At 46.8% G+C, this 17,777-nt stretch carries 18 protein-coding genes, 1 tRNA gene, 1 rRNA gene and 1 riboswitch; of the genes, 18 read left to right on the top strand and 2 right to left on the bottom strand.

Annotation, left to right across the window (positions count from 1 at the left end):
* Positions 1-49: 49 nt before the first annotated feature.
* The 7 genes from rrf (at position 50) to tsaD (ending at position 3,573) form a co-directional block, all read left to right on the top strand.
* A 5S ribosomal RNA gene (gene rrf / locus QMA09_RS05185) occupies positions 50-165 on the top strand.
* A 14-nt stretch (positions 166-179) separates the two neighbouring features.
* Positions 180-252, top strand: a tRNA-Asp gene (locus QMA09_RS05180).
* 99 nt (positions 253-351) lie between these two features.
* On the top strand, positions 352-816 hold the full coding sequence (locus QMA09_RS05175; protein WP_290212293.1) for a DUF2691 family protein: 465 nt from the start codon (positions 352-354) through the stop codon (positions 814-816).
* A gap of 148 nt (positions 817-964) precedes the next feature.
* Positions 965-1,417, top strand: coding sequence for a tRNA (adenosine(37)-N6)-threonylcarbamoyltransferase complex ATPase subunit type 1 TsaE (gene tsaE, locus QMA09_RS05170; RefSeq protein WP_290212292.1), 453 nt, complete (start codon positions 965-967; stop codon positions 1,415-1,417).
* The gene (gene tsaB / locus QMA09_RS05165) at positions 1,414-2,109 is read left to right on the top strand and encodes a tRNA (adenosine(37)-N6)-threonylcarbamoyltransferase complex dimerization subunit type 1 TsaB (protein ID WP_290212291.1); all 696 of its coding nucleotides are present in this window, start codon (positions 1,414-1,416) and stop codon (positions 2,107-2,109) included. The genes tsaE and tsaB overlap by 4 nt, the downstream gene beginning before the upstream one ends.
* Positions 2,106-2,561, top strand: a complete 456-nt coding sequence (gene rimI, locus QMA09_RS05160; protein ID WP_135501499.1) for a ribosomal protein S18-alanine N-acetyltransferase — start codon at positions 2,106-2,108, stop codon at positions 2,559-2,561. The genes tsaB and rimI overlap by 4 nt, the downstream gene beginning before the upstream one ends.
* Entirely contained in the window at positions 2,554-3,573 is a 1,020-nt protein-coding gene (gene tsaD / locus QMA09_RS05155) for a tRNA (adenosine(37)-N6)-threonylcarbamoyltransferase complex transferase subunit TsaD (protein ID WP_290212289.1), read from the top strand. Before rimI ends, tsaD begins: the two co-directional genes overlap by 8 nt.
* Before the next feature lie 359 nt (positions 3,574-3,932).
* On the opposite strand, the gene QMA09_RS05150 is transcribed toward tsaD, so the two are convergent.
* On the bottom strand, positions 3,933-5,873 hold the full coding sequence (locus QMA09_RS05150; protein WP_135501503.1) for an ABC-F family ATP-binding cassette domain-containing protein: 1,941 nt from the start codon (positions 5,871-5,873) through the stop codon (positions 3,933-3,935).
* Between the two features lie 129 nt (positions 5,874-6,002).
* On the opposite strand from QMA09_RS05150, the gene QMA09_RS05145 reads away from it, so the two are divergent.
* From QMA09_RS05145 to tatC, 3 genes are all read left to right on the top strand, one after another.
* A complete protein-coding gene (locus QMA09_RS05145) occupies positions 6,003-6,635 on the top strand; it encodes a redox-sensing transcriptional repressor Rex (RefSeq protein WP_135501505.1) in 633 nt (210 codons plus the stop codon).
* Between the two features lie 90 nt (positions 6,636-6,725).
* On the top strand, positions 6,726-6,923 hold the full coding sequence (locus tag QMA09_RS05140; protein WP_135501507.1) for a twin-arginine translocase TatA/TatE family subunit: 198 nt from the start codon (positions 6,726-6,728) through the stop codon (positions 6,921-6,923).
* A gap of 12 nt (positions 6,924-6,935) precedes the next feature.
* Positions 6,936-7,706, top strand: a complete 771-nt coding sequence (gene tatC, locus QMA09_RS05135; RefSeq protein WP_290212288.1) for a twin-arginine translocase subunit TatC — start codon at positions 6,936-6,938, stop codon at positions 7,704-7,706.
* 31 nt (positions 7,707-7,737) lie between these two features.
* Here tatC and QMA09_RS05130 read toward each other — a convergent pair whose 3' ends face one another.
* Positions 7,738-8,529 (bottom strand): CPBP family intramembrane glutamic endopeptidase, encoded by a 792-nt coding sequence (locus tag QMA09_RS05130; RefSeq protein WP_135501511.1) that lies wholly within the window; start codon positions 8,527-8,529, stop codon positions 7,738-7,740.
* A 257-nt stretch (positions 8,530-8,786) separates the two neighbouring features.
* Between QMA09_RS05130 and QMA09_RS05125 the strand changes: the two genes are divergently transcribed.
* The 8 genes from QMA09_RS05125 (at position 8,787) to QMA09_RS05090 (ending at position 17,607) form a co-directional block, all read left to right on the top strand.
* Positions 8,787-9,440, top strand: a complete 654-nt coding sequence (locus QMA09_RS05125; protein WP_290212287.1) for a hypothetical protein — start codon at positions 8,787-8,789, stop codon at positions 9,438-9,440.
* A gap of 201 nt (positions 9,441-9,641) precedes the next feature.
* The gene (gene groES, locus QMA09_RS05120) at positions 9,642-9,926 is read left to right on the top strand and encodes a co-chaperone GroES (protein ID WP_135501515.1); all 285 of its coding nucleotides are present in this window, start codon (positions 9,642-9,644) and stop codon (positions 9,924-9,926) included.
* Positions 9,927-9,995: 69 nt separating this feature from the next.
* Positions 9,996-11,627, top strand: coding sequence for a chaperonin GroEL (gene groL / locus QMA09_RS05115; RefSeq protein WP_135501517.1), 1,632 nt, complete (start codon positions 9,996-9,998; stop codon positions 11,625-11,627).
* Between the two features lie 172 nt (positions 11,628-11,799).
* Positions 11,800-11,925: riboswitch (SAM riboswitch) on the top strand.
* A gap of 103 nt (positions 11,926-12,028) precedes the next feature.
* Entirely contained in the window at positions 12,029-12,853 is an 825-nt protein-coding gene (locus QMA09_RS05110; protein WP_290212286.1) for a MetQ/NlpA family ABC transporter substrate-binding protein, read from the top strand.
* A 41-nt stretch (positions 12,854-12,894) separates the two neighbouring features.
* Positions 12,895-14,082, top strand: coding sequence for an acyl-CoA dehydrogenase family protein (locus tag QMA09_RS05105; protein WP_290212285.1), 1,188 nt, complete (start codon positions 12,895-12,897; stop codon positions 14,080-14,082).
* Positions 14,083-14,464: 382 nt separating this feature from the next.
* Positions 14,465-15,310 (top strand): DegV family protein, encoded by an 846-nt coding sequence (locus QMA09_RS05100; protein WP_290212284.1) that lies wholly within the window; start codon positions 14,465-14,467, stop codon positions 15,308-15,310.
* Positions 15,311-15,499: 189 nt separating this feature from the next.
* On the top strand, positions 15,500-16,438 hold the full coding sequence (locus tag QMA09_RS05095; RefSeq protein WP_290212283.1) for a sensor domain-containing diguanylate cyclase: 939 nt from the start codon (positions 15,500-15,502) through the stop codon (positions 16,436-16,438).
* Between the two features lie 68 nt (positions 16,439-16,506).
* Positions 16,507-17,607, top strand: a complete 1,101-nt coding sequence (locus QMA09_RS05090; protein ID WP_290212282.1) for a threonine aldolase family protein — start codon at positions 16,507-16,509, stop codon at positions 17,605-17,607.
* Positions 17,608-17,777 lie beyond the last annotated feature (170 nt).

The raw sequence follows: 17,777 nt of genomic DNA, 5'->3' as shown, positions 1-17,777 counted from the left end.
CTGTCGTGTATCCAGTTTTGAGGGCGCAAGCACTCAAGCAAAAAAATAGTCCAGTGATGATGGCAAAGAGGCCACACCCGTTCCCATCCCGAACACGGAAGTTAAGCTCTTTTGCGCCGATGGTAGTTGGGGGTTTCCCCCTGTGAGAGTAGGACGTCGCTGGTCTGTATTTTTTTTTTGGTCCCGTGGTGTAGCGGTTAACATGCCTGCCTGTCACGCAGGAGATCGCCGGTTCGATCCCGGTCGGGACCGTAAGTTTTTCCGAATGAACACAGCCAATGGGCTGTGTTCATTTTTTTGGTTGGATTAAGCAAGCAGCATAACTTGAATCTGTCTATGGGAGGCACCTTTATGAGAAGAGGGATCAGTTTTGAAATTCCGAACGGCTATGGCTGTTTTCTTGGAGATGTCCTGAAACCCATAGAGATCAACGCGTTTCATTGGAAGATTGGCATCGGCGAATCGTATAAGATAGTTAACGATAAACTAGATGGGATGCTTTTCCCAGACAGCCAAGAATCCATTTCAGGGACAGAACTGAAAACCACGTTGGAATCCAATGATTATTATGTTATTTTTGCTGATTTGCAGGCATATCCAAGTGAAGAAATTTCCAGCATCGAAACCTATGAAGAATTTATGGAAAGCGATTGCGAACTGGTTCTGCTCGTGGTGGATTGCAGCTATGTCACCATTTACTGCAAAAATCAGGAGGCAATCATCTCCCTGCAAAAAAATGCCTTAAATAACGGTTTTACCGATATCGAATATATAACCGATGAAAACGATTCAAGAACAAGGCTATCTGTTTGGTAAGAGTGACAGCTTTAAAGCCCTATGTAAGTATTCGATACAGCATTTAACGTAAAAGAGAGCATGAGAGACGCACTGGAAAGTGGATTTTTTGATTTCCTGCAGTTTCTTCGCTAAACTATGTAAAGACTCAATAGAGGTGACGGATAAAATGAACTATACAATAGAAGTGAACTCTCCGGAAGAAACGATGGCATTCGCTGAAAAACTTGCCCTTCTCCTGCAGCCGCAGGATCTTCTGACGCTTGAAGGCAGCCTCGGCGCTGGAAAAACCACATTCACCAAAGGCATCGCAAAAGGGCTTGGCATCAAACGCATGGTCAACAGCCCGACATTCACCATCCTAAAACAATACGAAGGCAAGCTGGAACTAAACCATATCGACGCTTACCGCTTAGAAGACAGCCATGAAGACATCGGCTTCGATGAATTGTTCTCAGGCGACGCCGTATCAGTCGTGGAATGGGCGCAATTCATCAGCGAATACTTGCCGCAAGACCGTTTGGACATCATTATCACGCGCAAGTCGGAAGAGGCGCGCGAAATCGGCCTTTACCCAAAAGGCCGTCGCTATGAAACTTTATGCAAGGAGCTAAACTTATGATTTATCTAGGCATCGACACTTCAAACTATCCCCTAGCGATTGCTTTGATGGAAGATCAGACCGTTTTAATAGAAGAAACCACGAATCTGAAAATCAATCACTCGCTGACAGCGATGCCGGCGATTGAAGAAATGATGAAGAAAGCCAAAGTCGCGCCTGCTGATTTGACGCACATTGCAGTAGCGGAAGGACCGGGTTCGTATACCGGCATCCGGATTGGGTTGACCATCGCGAAAACATTGGCTTGGTCGCTGAAAATTCCGTTGCATATGGTATCCAGCCTGAAAGTATTGGCGGCGAATGGCCAGTCTTTCGACGGTTTGGTGTGTCCGGTGATGGATGCGCGGAGAGGCACTGCCTTTACTGCACTTTATGACGGCAAGACACTTGAACCGGTAGTGGGCGATCAGCACAGTGATTTCCGTGAGTTTTTGAATAAAGCCAAAACCATCGGAAAGCCTGTCCTCTTTACAGGTGCAGACCTTGTTATTCATCAAGAGCTGATCCGTGAAGTGCTTGGCGGCATGGCGCATTTCAGCGCGCCTCAAAATCGTCTGCCGCGTGCTTCGAATTTGATTGTATTGGCGCAGCAGTCGGACGCGAAGGATGTCCACCACGCAGTGCCTGAATACCAGCGCATTACGGAAGCGGAAGCGAATTACAACAAGCAGCAGGAAGGCCAGCCATCATGAGCGCCGAGCTGACATTCCGTCAAATGACGGTCGACGACATTGATCAAGTTTATGAAATTGAAAAATTGTCTTTTACGTTGCCATGGACAAAAGAATCGTTTCGCCATGAAATGGAAAGTAACGATCATGCCTATTACGTCATTGCTGAAACAGAGGAAGGCATTGTCGGTTATTGCGGAATGTGGCTAATCTTGGATGAATGCCACATCACGAATATCGCGATCCTGCCTCAGGAACGCGGCAAAAAATACGGCGAACGCTTGATGGAAGAAGTCATCAGAGTCGCCAAATCAAAAGGCGCCGAACTGATGACACTGGAAGCGCGTGTCAGCAACCATGCGGCACAGAATTTATATCGGAAAATGGGTTTTCAAAATGGTGGCATCCGCAAAGGGTATTATACCGATAACCAGGAAGATGCCATAGTAATGTGGGTGAATTTTAATGACTGAGGATATTTATGTACTAGGGATAGAAACAAGCTGCGACGAGACCGCGGCATCTGTCGTCAAAAACGGTAAGGAGATCATCTCCAATGTCGTAGCTTCGCAAATCGAGAGCCACAAGCGTTTCGGCGGCGTGGTCCCGGAAATCGCTTCGCGCCATCACGTCGAGCAAATCACATTGGTGATCGAAGAAGCTTTGACGCAAGCTGGCATGGAACCGAAAGAACTGAGTGCTGTGGCGGTAACGGAAGGCCCTGGATTGGTCGGCGCACTGCTGGTCGGCGTCAATGCGGCGAAAGCCTTCGCCTTTGCCCACCAATTGCCGCTTGTCGGGGTTCATCATATTGCAGGGCATATCTATGCCAATCGGCTTGAACAGGAAATGGAATTTCCTTTATTGGCATTGGTGATTTCCGGAGGCCATACGGAATTGGTGTTGATGAAAGAGCATGGTGATTTTGACGTGATCGGGGAGACGCGTGACGACGCGGCAGGGGAAGCATACGATAAAGTTGCGAGAACGCTGAATTTGCCGTATCCGGGCGGCCCGCATATCGACCGGCTGGCGCATGAAAGCGACGGCGCGATCGAATTTCCGCGCGTGTGGCTTGAAGAGGGCTCATATGATTTCAGCTTCAGCGGCTTGAAATCATCGGTGTTGAATTACCTGCACAATGCAGCTCAGCGGGGGGAAGAGATTCCGCCTGAGCATATCGCTGCAGGCTTCCAGAACAGTGTTGTGGAAGTAGTAACAGCCAAAGCTGTGCGCGCAGCAGCGCAGTATAAGGTGCGCCAGGTGATTGCAGCGGGCGGCGTGGCCGCAAATAAAGGGCTACGGACTTCTTTGACGGCAGCGTTCGATGAAAAAGGCATCCCGTTCTATATTCCGCCTCTTGCTTTATGCACAGATAACGCGGCGATGATCGCGGCGGCCGGAACGGTCATGTTTGAAAAAGGCATACGAGGAACGATGGCTATGAATGGGCGTCCAGGAATGGAACTCGCTTCCTGGACGTGAAAAAAGCTCGGCAGAAACCCGGATTTTCCGGTTTCTGCCGAGCTTTTTCGTATATAATTGAGCTTTTTTATGCACAATTGATAAGTTGACTGTCAATAGAGAACATTTGTACTTATGCACAAATTGTGAATAAGATGTTCATAACTCGATGGAAAGTACCCCTTTACCTACATATTGTAGCCTTGACACTGGAAAACTATGTGGATAACAATTAATTCAATTGTGGATAATGTGGAAAAGTCTGTTGATAGTTGATATTGCAATTCTTTCGATGTGTACAACTTTGTGGAAATAATTATTTCGCAAATAGGTATTGACCTAGATATAGAAAAAGAAAAACCGTATACAGAAGTATACGGTCAATTGTTCACTTTTTCTATCTGTTCCTGCAATTCCAGCCATGCGGACATTTTTTCTTCTTGCTGTTCTTTCAAGCTTTCCAATTGGGTCTGCAGAGGCAACACCCGTTCGTGGTCCTGGAATACTTCCGGCAGACAGAGCTGCTCTTCGATCTCGGCAATCTGCGCGTCGAGTTTTTCCATTTCCTGCTCGGTTTCCTCTGTTTGGCGCAAAAGCTGGCGTTCCAGTTTCTTCGCGCCTTTGTCGATCTGGGAAGTGACCGCCGCTGGAGCAGCTTTCACTGCTACAGTGGATTCTTCCGCTTCAAGTGCGGCCAGTTCTTCCATCTCGAGTTTTTTCTCGACGTAATAATCATAGTTCCCGAGATATTCTGTCGCACCGTCTTGGGTCAGTTCAATGACTTTCGTGCCGATGCGGTTCATGAAATACCGGTCATGGGACACGAAGAGGATCGTGCCGGGGTAATCGATCAATGCATTTTCCAGCACTTCTTTGCTGTCGAGGTCCAAATGGTTGGTCGGCTCATCGAGCAGCAGCACATTGGCTTTTTGCATCATCAGCTTGGCGAGCGCAACACGGGCTTTTTCACCGCCGGATAATGTGGAAATCGGCTTCAGGACATCGTCGCCTGAAAACAGGAAGCGCCCAAGGATGCCGCGGATTTCTTTTTCGTTGATCAGCGGGTAATCATCCCAGAGTTCGTTCAATAATAGTTTATTTCCTTTTAAGTTGGCCTGCTCCTGGTCGTAATAGCCGAACTGGATGCCGGTGCCGTAATGGATGTCGCCGGCAAGGGGCTTAAGTTCTTTCATGATCGTCTTCAGCAGCGTCGATTTGCCGACGCCGTTCGGCCCGACAAGTGCCATGCTTTCCTGGCGGTACAGTTTCAGCGAGATGTTTTTGGCGACTGGCTCGCCGCTATAGCCGATAGCGAGCGAATTGACGGTCAGCACATCGTTGCCGCTTTGTTTGTCGATGGTGAAGCCGAAACGCGCGGATTTCTCGCTGCCATCCGGTGCACCCATCCATTCTGTTTTTTCCAGGATCTTGCGGCGGCTCTGTGCCATCTTCGTTGTCGATGCGCGCACAAGGTTGCGCTGGACATAATCTTCGAGCTTGGCTTTTTCGCCTTGCTGCTTTTCAAATTGCTTCATGTCGAGTTCGTATTGCTTCGCTTTCTCGTCAAGATAGCGGCTGTAATTGCCCGTGTACTTTTTGACGCGATGCCGTGACACTTCATAAACAAGCGTAACGACCTGGTCGAGGAAGTAACGGTCATGCGAGACGATCAGCAGGGCGCCGGGGTAATTCTTCAAATAATTCTCGAGCCAGCTCAGCGTTTCGATGTCAAGATGATTTGTCGGTTCATCGAGGATCAAGAGCTGTGGCTTGGACAGCAGAAGTTTCGCCAGCATGAGCCGCGTCTTCTGGCCGCCGGACAAGGATACGACCTTTTTGCCGTAGTCGTCCGCATAGAATTTCATGCCGTGGAGGATGGCGCGGGTATCGGCTTCGAACTGGTAGCCTCCGGCATCCTTGAAATCATGCTGGAGCGTGTCGTACTCTTTCATGACCTTGTCGTACAGCTCTGCATCGTCATGGACTTCCTGTTCAGCCATCCGGGCTTCAAGGCGGCGGAGCTGGGCTTCCTGTTCGCGGAAATGCGCGAAGATCGTCATCATTTCCTCCCACACGGTCGCGTCGGATTCCAGATCATTCTGCTGTTCCAAATAGCCGATGGTCAAATCTTTCGGCATGATGATTTCGCCGCTGTCATAAGACATCTCACCGGATATGATTTTCAAAAGCGTCGATTTGCCCGCGCCGTTGCGGCCTACCAGTGCAACGCGGTCGCGGTGTTGGACTTCCAGTTTGACGCCTGAGAGGATCTCATCTGCGCCGAACGATTTATGGACTTGGTTTACTTGCAGTACTATCATGCGGGTCACCTCAATTCTACTTCAAGTGTAGCCCATAGGGCGGCTGTCCGCAATAAAGCCAGCTTTACATCTGGAGGTTCCTAATGTAAGATAGTATCGATTTGACAAGACCTCAGGAGGTAAGCTGGCATGCTGCACGAACCAACCAAAATTCCGCAGGCGACGACGAAACGCCTGCCGCTATATTACCGTTTCATCCAGAATTTCGCGAATGCCGGGCAAAAGCGGATTTCCTCCCAGGAATTGAGTGAAGCGATGAAAATCGACTCCGCTACAATCCGCCGTGATTTTTCCTACCTCGGGGCATTCGGCAAAAAAGGCTATGGCTACGATGTCCAGGGCTTGCTCGAATTTTTCCGCAAGACCCTGGATCAGGATGAAGCGACGAACGTCGCGTTGATCGGCGTCGGCCATCTCGGCAGCGCATTCCTCAAATACAATTTCCAGCGCAACCACAATACGAAAATCGTGCTGGCTTTCGATACAAACAGTCCGCTTGAAGGCGAACGGATCAGCGGCATCGACACGTACCATCCGGACCGCATTGAAGAGAAAATCGCTGAATACGGCATCGAAGTGGTCATCCTCACTGTGCCGTCAAGGTCAGCGCAGGAAGTGACCGACCGGCTTGCGAAAACCGATATCAAGGGCATACTCAACTTCACGCCAGTGCGCATTGCCGTGCCGGAACACATCCGCGTGCAGACCATCGATTTGTCCGTCGAGCTGCAGACGCTGATTTACCAAATCAAGCAGCAATGACTTAAAATCTTCACATTTGCAGGGCTTCTCGAAATAGCCAAAAGGGCTCTAATGATGTAGAATAAAGCCATAATACAGGAGGTGCCTCGTATGCCAGGTCCAATGAGTATAATCGTTATTGGTATTGTTGCTTTGCTTGTTTTCGGCCCGAAGAAGTTGCCGGAACTTGGAAAAGCGTTTGGTTCGTCTTTGCGTGAGTTCAAAAATGCTACAAAAGGACTTGTAGATGATGAAGACGATAACAAAGTAGATTTGAAAAAGAAAGAAGAGCAAAAGGAAATACGTTAGGATGTTTGTCCGATGACAGAAAAAGATATGACTTTAGTTGAACATATAGTTGAATTGCGAAAACGGCTCACCATTGTAGTCGTTTTCTTTGTATTAGCGCTCATTATCAGCTTTTTCCTTGCCCAACCGCTGATTCAGTATCTGCAGTATACAGAAGAAGCGAAAAATCTTACCTTGAACGCGTTCAAAATTACGGATCCGCTGATGATTTTTATGCAAGTCACCATGATTTTGGCGCTTATCTTCACTTCGCCCGTGATCATGTATCAATTCTGGGCATTTATCAGCCCGGGTCTTCTTGAAAAAGAACGGCGGGCAACGTTAAGCTATATCCCATTTTCCTTACTGTTGTTTTTGGGCGGGATCGCTTTTTCCTATTTGGTCCTGTTTCCGTACGTGATCGGGTTTATGCTGAATATCTCGGACAATATGGATATCCAGGAAACTATCGGGATCAATGAATACTTCCAATTCCTGTTCCAGATCACGCTGCCGTTCGGCTTGATTTTCCAGCTGCCGGTCGTGATGCTGTTCTTGACGAGGCTTGGTTTTATCACACCGATGCTGATGACGAAATACCGCAAGTATTCGTATCTCGTATTGGTCATCATCGCGGCGTTCATCACGCCGCCGGACATCGTCTCGCATATGATTGTGACGCTGCCGTTGATCGTGCTGTATGAGTTCAGTATCATTATCGCTAAAATCGGCTACCGCAAGTTTTTGAAAGCGGAGCAGCAGCAGCAAATCATCGAACAACAAGAAAGCCTTCCACCGAATTAAATCGGGGAAGGCTTTTTTCGTTATGCAGCTGTTATTGGAGTTTTTCTAGTTCTTTCAAGAACCCCTGGATCTTATCCATATTGAGCTGAATGGCCATGACATAGCCGTTCAGCAGGACGTGCGCGATAATTGGCGTGATGATGCGCTTCGTTTTCTGGTAAAGGAATGCGAGCACGAGCCCAGTGGAGAAATACGTCAGCAAGTGCGTCATTTCCATGTGGACTAGCCCGAAAGCCAATGCGCTGACGGCAGTGGCAACCCAGAAGTTCGTGGTTTGGTTCAGTGAGCCGAAAATGACCCGGCGGAAGACGAGTTCTTCAAGGACAGGGGCGAATAGGACGATTGCCAGTATCGTGAGCGGCACAACTTCAGCGACGCTGACGAGCGCCATCGTGTTCTCAGAGCCCGGATCGATGCCGATGGCCATTTCAATCATGACCGCGAGCGACTGACCAATCAGCAGGAGCAGGAAACCGAGGACTCCCCAGACGAATGCCATTGGGAGACCCGTTCTTTTGCCTTTCCAGATATCGAAAAAGCGTTTGTCCCGAAGCACGAGAATGAGTGTGGCGACAAAGCCGATGCCCATGGAACTGACGATGAGCCAACCGGTAGTGGTCATCCGTGCTGTTGCTTCGTCCAGGCCCTGGCCCTCGAAATAACCCATAGTTGGTGCGATGAAGAATGCCGGTGCAAGCTGCATCACGATAAAGATGAGCAGGACATAAAGTGGTGTCTTTTTGGTCTTGCGCTTCGCGGTGACACTCAGTTTGCTTTTGCCATTGCGGCTTGTATCTGTCTGCGCTTTTAAATTCAATTTCATTTCAGGTGGGTTCCTTTCGTTAATGCGTGTTCCTTCTATTGTAGAACTTTCAAGAGGGGACCGCAAAGATTTGATGTATGGAAAAAAGCGAGCAGCATACGAATAAGGGGAAATGTTGATTTCACATTAAGGTTGGCGGAAGCAGTTGAATCCACATCGACTTTACAAAGTTTACACAAAGTCCTGGTATTATAAATGCAGAGAGAAGCAGTTGAATTGCAGTGATTTTGGAAGTTGGGAAGAAAGGGGAAGGAAGAATGAAAAAACAATTACTGGTTGTGTCTATTATCAGCGTCATTGTGTTTATTGTCTTGCAAGTGAATCGGCTGCTAAACGTCGATTTTGTAGGAGGCTATCAGAGCCAAATCACCACATACGTATACATTTTTATTTTCGCCGTACTGATAGGGACGATTGTAGGTGCATTCAAAAAAATCTTTGCGCCATTGATTATAATGGCGGCGGGTATTGGGGTAGTGGTACTGGTGACGAACCTGTTTACAGTGGAACTGAATTATTACGCTCACCAAGAGGAACGGGAAGAGATGATTGAAAAACTGGTATCGGGCGAAATAAAAAAAGAAGAACGCGGCAATCCAGGCTTCGCTTTTTACTACACGCCGCAGGAATATTTGAAAGCCAATAAGACTGATTACATAAATGCAAGGATATATTCGGACGAAAAACACGTTGTTTTTTTCCAAAGCGCTGAGAGCCGTTTCCTCGATTTTATCGGATTGACAGAAGGCTTCGTTTATTCAGCGACGGGGGAATTGCCGAGTGGGCGGGAGATGGGTTTTTTGGAATACAGAAAGATTAACGGACAATGGTATTTTGTTTCAAGTGACGAAAAACGTTTCCGAAACTTATGCCCGCTTTTATGCTCGGAAGAAATCATTGAGGCGCCGTGATCTCTGCGCTCGAACATTTTAACGCAATAAAGCAGACGGCAGAAGAACGAAGAGAGAAATGAGTGCAGGGCTTTTTAAAAAAAAGAGAATGTTTTGACTTGCAAAAGAGAGGCGGTTTTATTAAACTGAGAAGTGGGTTAGCACTCGAGTGTTGAGAGTGCTAAGGAAAATTATTTAGATAATCTGAGGAGGGTGTTTCAATTGTTAAGACCATTAGGAGATCGCGTAATTATTAAGCTTATCGAAGCTGAAGAAAAAACTTCAAGCGGGATTGTATTGCCGGGATCGGCACAGGAAAAACCGCAGGAAGGCAAAGTGATCGCTGTTGGCAACGGACTTATCCGCGACAATGGACAGCGCACTGAATTGGACGTCAAAGAAGGCGACCGGGTCATCTTCTCGAAATATGCAGGATCTGAACTTAAATACGAAGGCAACGAATACTTGATCTTGCGCGAAAACGACATTTTAGCTGTATTAGGCTAAGCCATATATTCCCGCAATTTGCGGGCGATACATTAGAACACGTTAACTAGATAGAGGAGGAAACTAAACATGGCAAAAGAGATTTTATTCAGCGAAGATGCACGCAGCCAGATGCTGCGCGGTGTTGATAAATTGGCAGATGCAGTGAAAGTGACACTTGGGCCGAAAGGGCGCAACGTTGTACTTGAGAAGAAATTCGGTTCGCCCCTCATCACGAATGACGGCGTAACGATCGCGAAAGAAATCGAACTTGAAAACCCGTTCGAAAACATGGGCGCGAAATTGGTGGCGGAAGTCGCTTCTAAAACGAATGACATCGCAGGAGACGGTACGACAACGGCAACGGTGCTTGCGCAGGCAATGATCCGTGAAGGCCTTAAAAACGTCACTGCAGGCGCGAACCCTGTCGGCATCCGCCGTGGGATCGAATTGGCTGTTGAAAGCGCTGTGGAAGGCTTGAAAGCCGTTTCCCAGCAAATCGAAGGAAAAGAATCCATTTCACAAGTTGCGGCAATTTCTTCTGGAGATGCTGAAGTGGGCAACTTGATCGCTGAAGCGATGGAGCGCGTTGGCAACGACGGCGTTATCACGCTGGAAGAATCACGCGGCTTCACGACGGAATTGGATGTTGTGGAAGGCATGCAATTCGACCGCGGCTACCAGTCGCCATATATGGTGACAGATTCGGATAAAATGGAAGCGGTCCTTGAAAACCCGTTCATCCTTGTCACTGACAAGAAAATCGGCAACATCCAGGAAATCCTTCCAGTGCTTGAGCAAGTTGTTCAGCAAAGCAAACCGCTATTGATTGTAGCGGAAGACGTTGAAGGCGAAGCGTTGGCTACATTGGTCGTCAACAAATTGCGTGGAACGTTTAATGCTGTAGCTGTTAAAGCTCCTGGCTTCGGCGATCGCCGCAAAGCGATGCTTGAAGACATTGCTGCACTTACGGGTGCGGAAGTCATCACGGAAGACCTTGGCTTGGAATTGAAAACAACGAACATCACACAGCTTGGCCGTGCATCGAAAGTTGTCGTATCGAAAGAAAACACGACAATCGTTGAAGGCGCTGGAGACCAGCAGAAGATTGTTGCCCGCGTGGCGCAAATCCGCAACCAGCTGGAAGAAACGACTTCAGAATTCGACAAAGAGAAATTGCAGGAACGTTTGGCGAAACTTGCCGGCGGCGTAGCAGTCATCAAAGTCGGAGCGGCTACTGAAACCGAATTGAAAGAACGCAAATTGCGCATTGAAGATGCTTTGAACGCAACGCGCGCAGCAGTAGAAGAAGGAATCGTTGCAGGCGGTGGTACAGCGCTTGTCAATGTCTACAATAAAGTCGCGGAACTTCTTGAAACAAGAGAAGGCGACGAAGCAACAGGCGTCAAAATCGTTCTTCGCGCGTTGGAGGAGCCAGTACGCCAAATCGCAACGAACGCAGGCCTTGAAGGATCGATCATCGTTCACCGCTTGAAATCGGAAGAAGTCGGCATCGGCTTTAACGCAGCGAATGGCAAATGGGTCAACATGCTTGAAGAAGGAATCGTCGATCCTACTAAAGTGACGCGTTCAGCACTACAAAACGCGGCATCTGTAGCAGCGATGTTCTTGACGACTGAAGCAGTTGTCGCAGACATCCCAGAACCAGCAGGTCAAGGCGGCGGCATGCCTGATATGGGCGGCATGGGCGGCATGATGTAATTCATCAGCCCTTCCAGAAAAAATCCCTTTCACTTAGTGAGAGGGACTTTTTCTATTTTAATGGATAAAATATTAAATTGATTTCTTCTAAGTGTATTGTAATAAAATGGATCGTCTGTTATTGTATTAATCATATCAGATTACTCGGCATTTAATTTCGAGTATACATAAATTCTTATCTAGAGAAGTGGAGGGACTGGCCCTTTGAAGCTTCGGCAGCGGAACTAATTGGAAACAATCCAATTTGTAACTGTGCCAAATCCTGCAAGTGCCTTAGACAGCACTTGAAAGATGAGAAGAGCCGGACCGTGAGCCCCTCTTCTTAGTTATGGAGAGGGGCTTTTTTCTATTCAAGGGAAGGCCAGAAGCAACGAAAAATGAAAAGTAGGGAGAGATAGCAGATGAAAAAGCATTTAATTGGTGTGTTGGGGGTTGCAGCATCCCTGTTGCTAGCAGGTTGCGGAAATGATCAAGCATCTGGAGAAGATGCGAAAGAAGTGCGGGTTGGATTCGGAGTGGGCACGTACGAGCAGCAATTCAAAGAAGGCATTTTGCCCATCTTAGAGGAGAAAGGATACACCGTTGATACGACAACCTTCTCCCAGAATATGCAGTTGAATCCGGCAATGCAAGAAGGTTCAATTGATGCAAGTATTTTTCAGAGTACCGCTTATATGGAAGGAATGAATGATGAATTAAACATGAATATGACAGGTATTGCTTTCGTGCCGAGTGCCCCTCAAGGATTATATTCAGAACAACATCAATCCTTGGATGAAGTGGAAGACGGAACGACTGTAGGGGTGCCGAATGATCCGGTAAACCAGGAAAGAGCGGTGCGTATTCTTGAAGAGTTGGGATGGGTGACTGTCTCATCTGATGCAGGTGTGACTGATTTTAACCTAAAGGGTGTTGAAACAGCCGATTACGATATTGATATCAAAGTATTAGACCCTGCTCAAATTCTAGTATCGCTGCAGGACATTGACTTTGGTGTCGTCAATGGCAATTATATTGCCAATGCTCCGGACCGGAAAATTACAGATGCCCTCAAGATTGAAGATACACCTGAACAGCATCGGATCGTTGTAACGATTGATGAAGAAAATGAAGATGCAGAATGGGCGAAAGATTTGAAAGCAGCATATGAATCAGAGGAATTTAAGGAATACATCGAGTCGAATGAACAGTATGACGGGTTCATCTTGACAGAGGAATGGAATTAATAACTAAGAACGCGGGTTAGAAAAAGAAAGGTGAAGTGTATATGGATATCACAGCAGCTAATACTTTTGAAGAGCGTTTGCAGATACTAACACGTACGGTTTCCTCCTTCTCAGAGAGAGCGGCCGAAAATGATCTTGAAGGAAGGTTTCCATTTGAGAATTTTAAAGAACTGAAAGCAATCCATTATCCTTCATTGACGATTCCGTTGGAGTATGGGGGAGCGGGCATCTCGTTATATGAGATGCTGCGCTGCCAAGAAGTGATCAGCAAGGCAGATGGGTCCACAGGATTATCCATCGGCTGGCATATGGGAATCATTAAAGATCTGGGAGAAAAGAATAGATGGAAAGAGTCTACGCTAAAAACTTTATATGATGATGTCAGAGAAAATGGGACGTTGATCAATAACTGTGCGACTGAAAAACAAACAGGAAGTCCGACAAGGGGAGGAAAACCTTCCACAACGGCTAAAAAGGATGGGTTGCATTGGGTTATTAATGGCAGGAAGACGTTTACAACAATGGCTCCCGTATTGGATTATTACAACGTAACAGCGACGATTGAAGAGACAGGTGAAATTGGATTTTTTCTCATTCCACGGTCAAAAGCGGGAGTAGAAATCGAAGAAACCTGGGATAGCATGGCGATGAAAGGCACAGGGAGCCATGATTTGATATTGAATAACGTCAAGCTTGAGGAAGACTCATTAGTCGAAATTCTCGAACCCGGAAAAAAACAGGCAGCTGGATGGCTGCTTCATATTCCGGCATGCTACCTCGGCATTGCACAGGCAGCACAGGATTATGCCATCAGTTTTGCAAAAGAATACTCGCCGAATAGTCTTAACGGTCCAATTATCGAGCTGCCGAATGTGAAACAAAAGATTGGTCAAATCGAATTGGAATTAGTCAGAGCGAGACATTTTTTATATTCTGTGGCGAAGCAGTGGGATGAGTCGAATGAAGAGGAACGATCAAAGATGAATCCGGAATTGGCAGCCGTGAAGGTAGCTGTCACCAATTCAGCAATCACCGTCGTTGATTTGGCAATGAGGGTAGCCGGTGCTCACAGTCTATCGGAAAAGAGCCCATTGCAAAGATATTACCGGGATGTGAGAGCAGGACTTCACAACCCTCCTATGGATGATATGGTTATTCCGTTGCTTGCTGATTCTGCGATTAGAAACCAGGCTGTGAAAAAAACTTTGAGTGAACAAGTGATGAACTAGCAACTAGAAGCTATCCGATTCACTCCACCCTCCAGAAAACTCGTTCAATTTGATTTTAAAGTAATTCAAGACCTGATCTATTCTTATAGAAAAAATAAAATATCAAAAGAGCGCTGATCCTTTATTGGATTTGTGCTCTTTTTGAGTACGGGCATTCGTCTCGTGCCTTAGGGAACTAGGAACTACGAATGGTTCAACCAATTGATTTGGCGGCTGCAACCTTCAAGGAAATAGGCTAGATAAGTTCAAATTATGTCTGCGCTTACAAAAGTTTTTCCTTATATGACACCTGTCACTAGCCTCCCCTAAGTGCGTCAGGTAAGTTATCCGTAGCAGAGATTTGCTTCCGTTATGGAATTGCATTTAAAGGAGAATTTTTTTAATGAAGAAAATTGCTTGGATCACGGATACAGCTGCGCAATTGGACGAAGCTTTCATCCAAAAACATCATGTACATGTCCTTCCCCTTAGCGTTGTTTTTGACGAAGGGTCTTATCGGGAGTCCATCGACCTTACGCAAGAAGAGTTTTACGATAAATTGCGCTTAGCGAAAGTTTCACCTAAAACCTCACAGCCCGCAATTGGCGAAATGCTTTCTTTGTACGAAAAATTACAGTCCGAAGGATACGATTTGGCGATTGCTTTACACTTATCAAGTGGGCTTTCCGGTACGTTCGAAAGCGCGCAGTCGGCTGCGGAAATGTCCGATTTCAAAGTGTATCCGATTGATTCGAAAATCGGTTCTTTCCCGATGGTGAAAATGATTGAAACCGGCGATAACCTATTGGCAGAAGGCAAGGACGTAGAAGAAGTTGTTGCCACAATAAAGGAAATGACAGCTAAATCGCATTTATCGTTTATACCTTCGAGCTTGAACCAATTGCATAAAAGCGGACGTGTATCCGGCACGCAAGCATTTTTGAGCAATATCCTGAACATCAAACTGGTCATTACGTTTGTCGATGGAAAAACGGTCATGAAAGAAAAAGTCCGTTCCAACAAACGGGCAAAAAACACGGTCATGGATGCACTTCGTGTGGATATGGCGAGAGGCATTGTCCCTGAAGTAGCGGCGATTCATTGCAATAATGCAGCTGACGCAGAAATATGGAAAAACGAGCTTGTGCAGGAGTTTCCAGGCCTGAAAGTCCAAGTGGTGCAGCTTAGTGTGTGCGTAGGCGTCCATGCAGGTGAAGGGACGACGGGTTTAAGCTGGGTGGCTTATTGATTTTTCAGTAGAAATGGTTATGAAAGAGGCGAATCCATAATGGGTTCGCCTCTTTTTAATGGGCTTCTTGATAAGCAAAAATCTTATTGAACAGCCCGTAGCTGTATATGTTAAAATTTAAGAAATAAAGTAAAATTTTAGTTTAATTAGCAGAGAAGCAAAACATGACAATAATCGGGGTGCATGAGGGTGGCAACATTGCAAGAAGTGGAACGGTATAGGAATTTCGATGAATTGGCACAGGATGTGCTGGATCTGGCCAAAGAAATCTTGCCTGAGCAATTGATTTATTTAACCTCTTTCAACGATACGCAGCAAATTATTTTGAAGCTCTCGAACCATGATTCGGGCATTCTGGTAAGAGAAGGAATGGTCATCAACCTGGATGAGACGCTGTGCAACCGCATTGATTTTGACAAACAGCAGCCGTTGATTTATGAGAATGTGCAAAAAGAAATTGCGGCGGGGGAAATGAAGACCGCACTCGAAGGGGCCAATATCAATTCCTATTTGGGGCTTCCGATTTCCCATATCAACGGCGACCGGTTCGGGACCTTATGTGTCGTGCATGAAGAAGCAAGCCGATACGACCAGAAAAGCATCGATTTGCTACAGCGGATCGTCCGGATGTTTACCTATTATTTGGAGCTCGAGCGCTGCGCCTATCGGGATTCGTTGACGGATCTCTACAATCGGCATTACCTTTCCAGGTTTTTTGAAACGCCTTCGAAAACAGGCGGGACGATTTTCTTCCTGGATTTGGACGGTTTTAAACAGGTCAACGACGTGCACGGCCACGATACCGGGGACTTGGTGCTGAAGGAAGTCGCTGCCAGACTGCAAAACTACGCGAAAGACCATCATGATGCATTCGTGGTGAGGTTGGGCGGAGATGAATTCATCATCCATTTCGCTTGCTCCGCCGATCAAAAAGCAATCAGTCTGCAAGCGCAACAGGTGCTGGCCGGCTTAAGCTCTTGGGGCAGCGAATACCATCTCTCGACCAGCATAGGCATCGTGGTATATCCTGCAGGCAATGCGGCGGATTTGAAAACGCTCCTGAAAAATGCAGACGCTGCGTTATATCGCGCAAAAACAGCGGGGAAAAACACGTACCGGTTTCATTGAACGATGCTGCTGCGTAAATAAGTTTTTTATTGCACAGAAAAAGAAGTGGGAAAATGGGGGCGTAAAAGATGGGCGAAACAAGCCAATTGCAGAAGGTCTACAATCAATCCACTTATAAATTAGCTAATCATGGTCCACGCAATGTCCATGTTTTAAAAGAAGCCTTCCAAAATATCGATGATGATGTGGAAAGCGACATCTATGGAAAAGGCCAAATTATTGAGGATTTTCAAGAGAAGATGGCTGCCTTATTAGGGAAAGAAGTCGCTGTCTTTTTCCCCAGCGGCACAATGGCGCAGCAGATTGCTTTGCGCATATGGTGCGATGAAAAAGGACTGAAAAAAGTGGCTTACCATCCGCTGAGCCATTTGGAAATTCATGAAGAAGATGGCTTGAAAGAGTTGCATGGCATTGAAACGGTCTTGCTTGCGGACCGCGATCGGGTAATCGATCTGGATGATGTGATGAAAATGGGGGACGGGATTGCGGCCGTCTTGCTGGAATTGCCTCAACGGGAAATCGGCGGGCAATTGCCGAGTTTCGAAACGCTCGAACAGATTTCGCAGTATTGCCGCGAACACCACATCAGGCTGCATCTCGATGGAGCGCGGCTGCTTGAAGTTCTGCCGTATTACCGGAAGTCTGCCGCTGAAGTCAGTGCTTTATTTGATAGCGTTTACTTGTCTTTATACAAGGGGATTGGTGGAATTGCCGGCGCCATATTAGCTGGCAACCGGGATTTTATCCAGCAATCGAAAGTATGGAAAAGGCGGCATGGCGGCGATCTGATCAGTTTGTATCCGTATATCGTTTCAGCCGATTATTATTTTGATATGCGCGCGCATAAAATGGCGCAGTATTTCGAAGCAGCGAAGGAAGTTGCGGCATTGTTCAATTCTTGCTACGGCATCACCTCGCTTCCGCTTGTTCCAGTGTCCAATATGTTCCATGTCCATTTTTCATATCCCAAAGAGCAGGTGGAACAGGTTTTAGCTGAGCTGGGGCAAGAGGTGAGAGTGGGAATCACCGGACGTTTAACCGCGGTTGATGAACATTCTTGTTATTTTGAAATGAGCATGGGGGATCAATATTCTGAGATCCCTAAAGAACTTGTCGAAAGCTTATTTGAAAGACTGGACCAAAGCATGAAACGGCATTTTGATCAGTAGAAATGGATGCCAACCCCTCAACGAACGGTTGAGGGGTTTTTGTCTTTTCAAAACACACTGCTTTCCACAAATGCGCGACTCGTGTAAACTATATAAGGTTAAGAAAAGATGGAATGGCCTTGCCGATTTAATTTTTGTACAACATAGATCTTGGATGTGGGACTGTGCTC

Source organism: Planococcus sp. APC 3906 (assembly GCF_030407685.1).
In the GTDB taxonomy this organism is placed as follows: Bacteria; Bacillota; Bacilli; order Bacillales_A; family Planococcaceae; genus Planococcus; species Planococcus koreensis.
This window is presented reverse-complemented; position numbering and strand designations above follow the sequence as displayed.

Coding starts and splice junctions, on each gene's coding strand:
- QMA09_RS05130 (WP_135501511.1), bottom strand. CDS start 8,529: ATGAAATTGAATTTAAAAGCGCAGACAGATACAAGCCGCAATGGCAAA.
- QMA09_RS05140 (WP_135501507.1), top strand. CDS start 6,726: ATGCCAGGTCCAATGAGTATAATCGTTATTGGTATTGTTGCTTTGCTT.
- QMA09_RS05150 (WP_135501503.1), bottom strand. CDS start 5,873: ATGATAGTACTGCAAGTAAACCAAGTCCATAAATCGTTCGGCGCAGAT.
- rimI (WP_135501499.1), top strand. CDS start 2,106: ATGAGCGCCGAGCTGACATTCCGTCAAATGACGGTCGACGACATTGAT.
- QMA09_RS05105 (WP_290212285.1), top strand. CDS start 12,895: ATGGATATCACAGCAGCTAATACTTTTGAAGAGCGTTTGCAGATACTA.
- QMA09_RS05145 (WP_135501505.1), top strand. CDS start 6,003: ATGCTGCACGAACCAACCAAAATTCCGCAGGCGACGACGAAACGCCTG.
- QMA09_RS05100 (WP_290212284.1), top strand. CDS start 14,465: ATGAAGAAAATTGCTTGGATCACGGATACAGCTGCGCAATTGGACGAA.
- tsaD (WP_290212289.1), top strand. CDS start 2,554: ATGACTGAGGATATTTATGTACTAGGGATAGAAACAAGCTGCGACGAG.
- groL (WP_135501517.1), top strand. CDS start 9,996: ATGGCAAAAGAGATTTTATTCAGCGAAGATGCACGCAGCCAGATGCTG.
- tatC (WP_290212288.1), top strand. CDS start 6,936: ATGACAGAAAAAGATATGACTTTAGTTGAACATATAGTTGAATTGCGA.
- QMA09_RS05090 (WP_290212282.1), top strand. CDS start 16,507: ATGGGCGAAACAAGCCAATTGCAGAAGGTCTACAATCAATCCACTTAT.
- QMA09_RS05125 (WP_290212287.1), top strand. CDS start 8,787: ATGAAAAAACAATTACTGGTTGTGTCTATTATCAGCGTCATTGTGTTT.
- QMA09_RS05175 (WP_290212293.1), top strand. CDS start 352: ATGAGAAGAGGGATCAGTTTTGAAATTCCGAACGGCTATGGCTGTTTT.
- QMA09_RS05110 (WP_290212286.1), top strand. CDS start 12,029: ATGAAAAAGCATTTAATTGGTGTGTTGGGGGTTGCAGCATCCCTGTTG.
- tsaB (WP_290212291.1), top strand. CDS start 1,414: ATGATTTATCTAGGCATCGACACTTCAAACTATCCCCTAGCGATTGCT.
- tsaE (WP_290212292.1), top strand. CDS start 965: ATGAACTATACAATAGAAGTGAACTCTCCGGAAGAAACGATGGCATTC.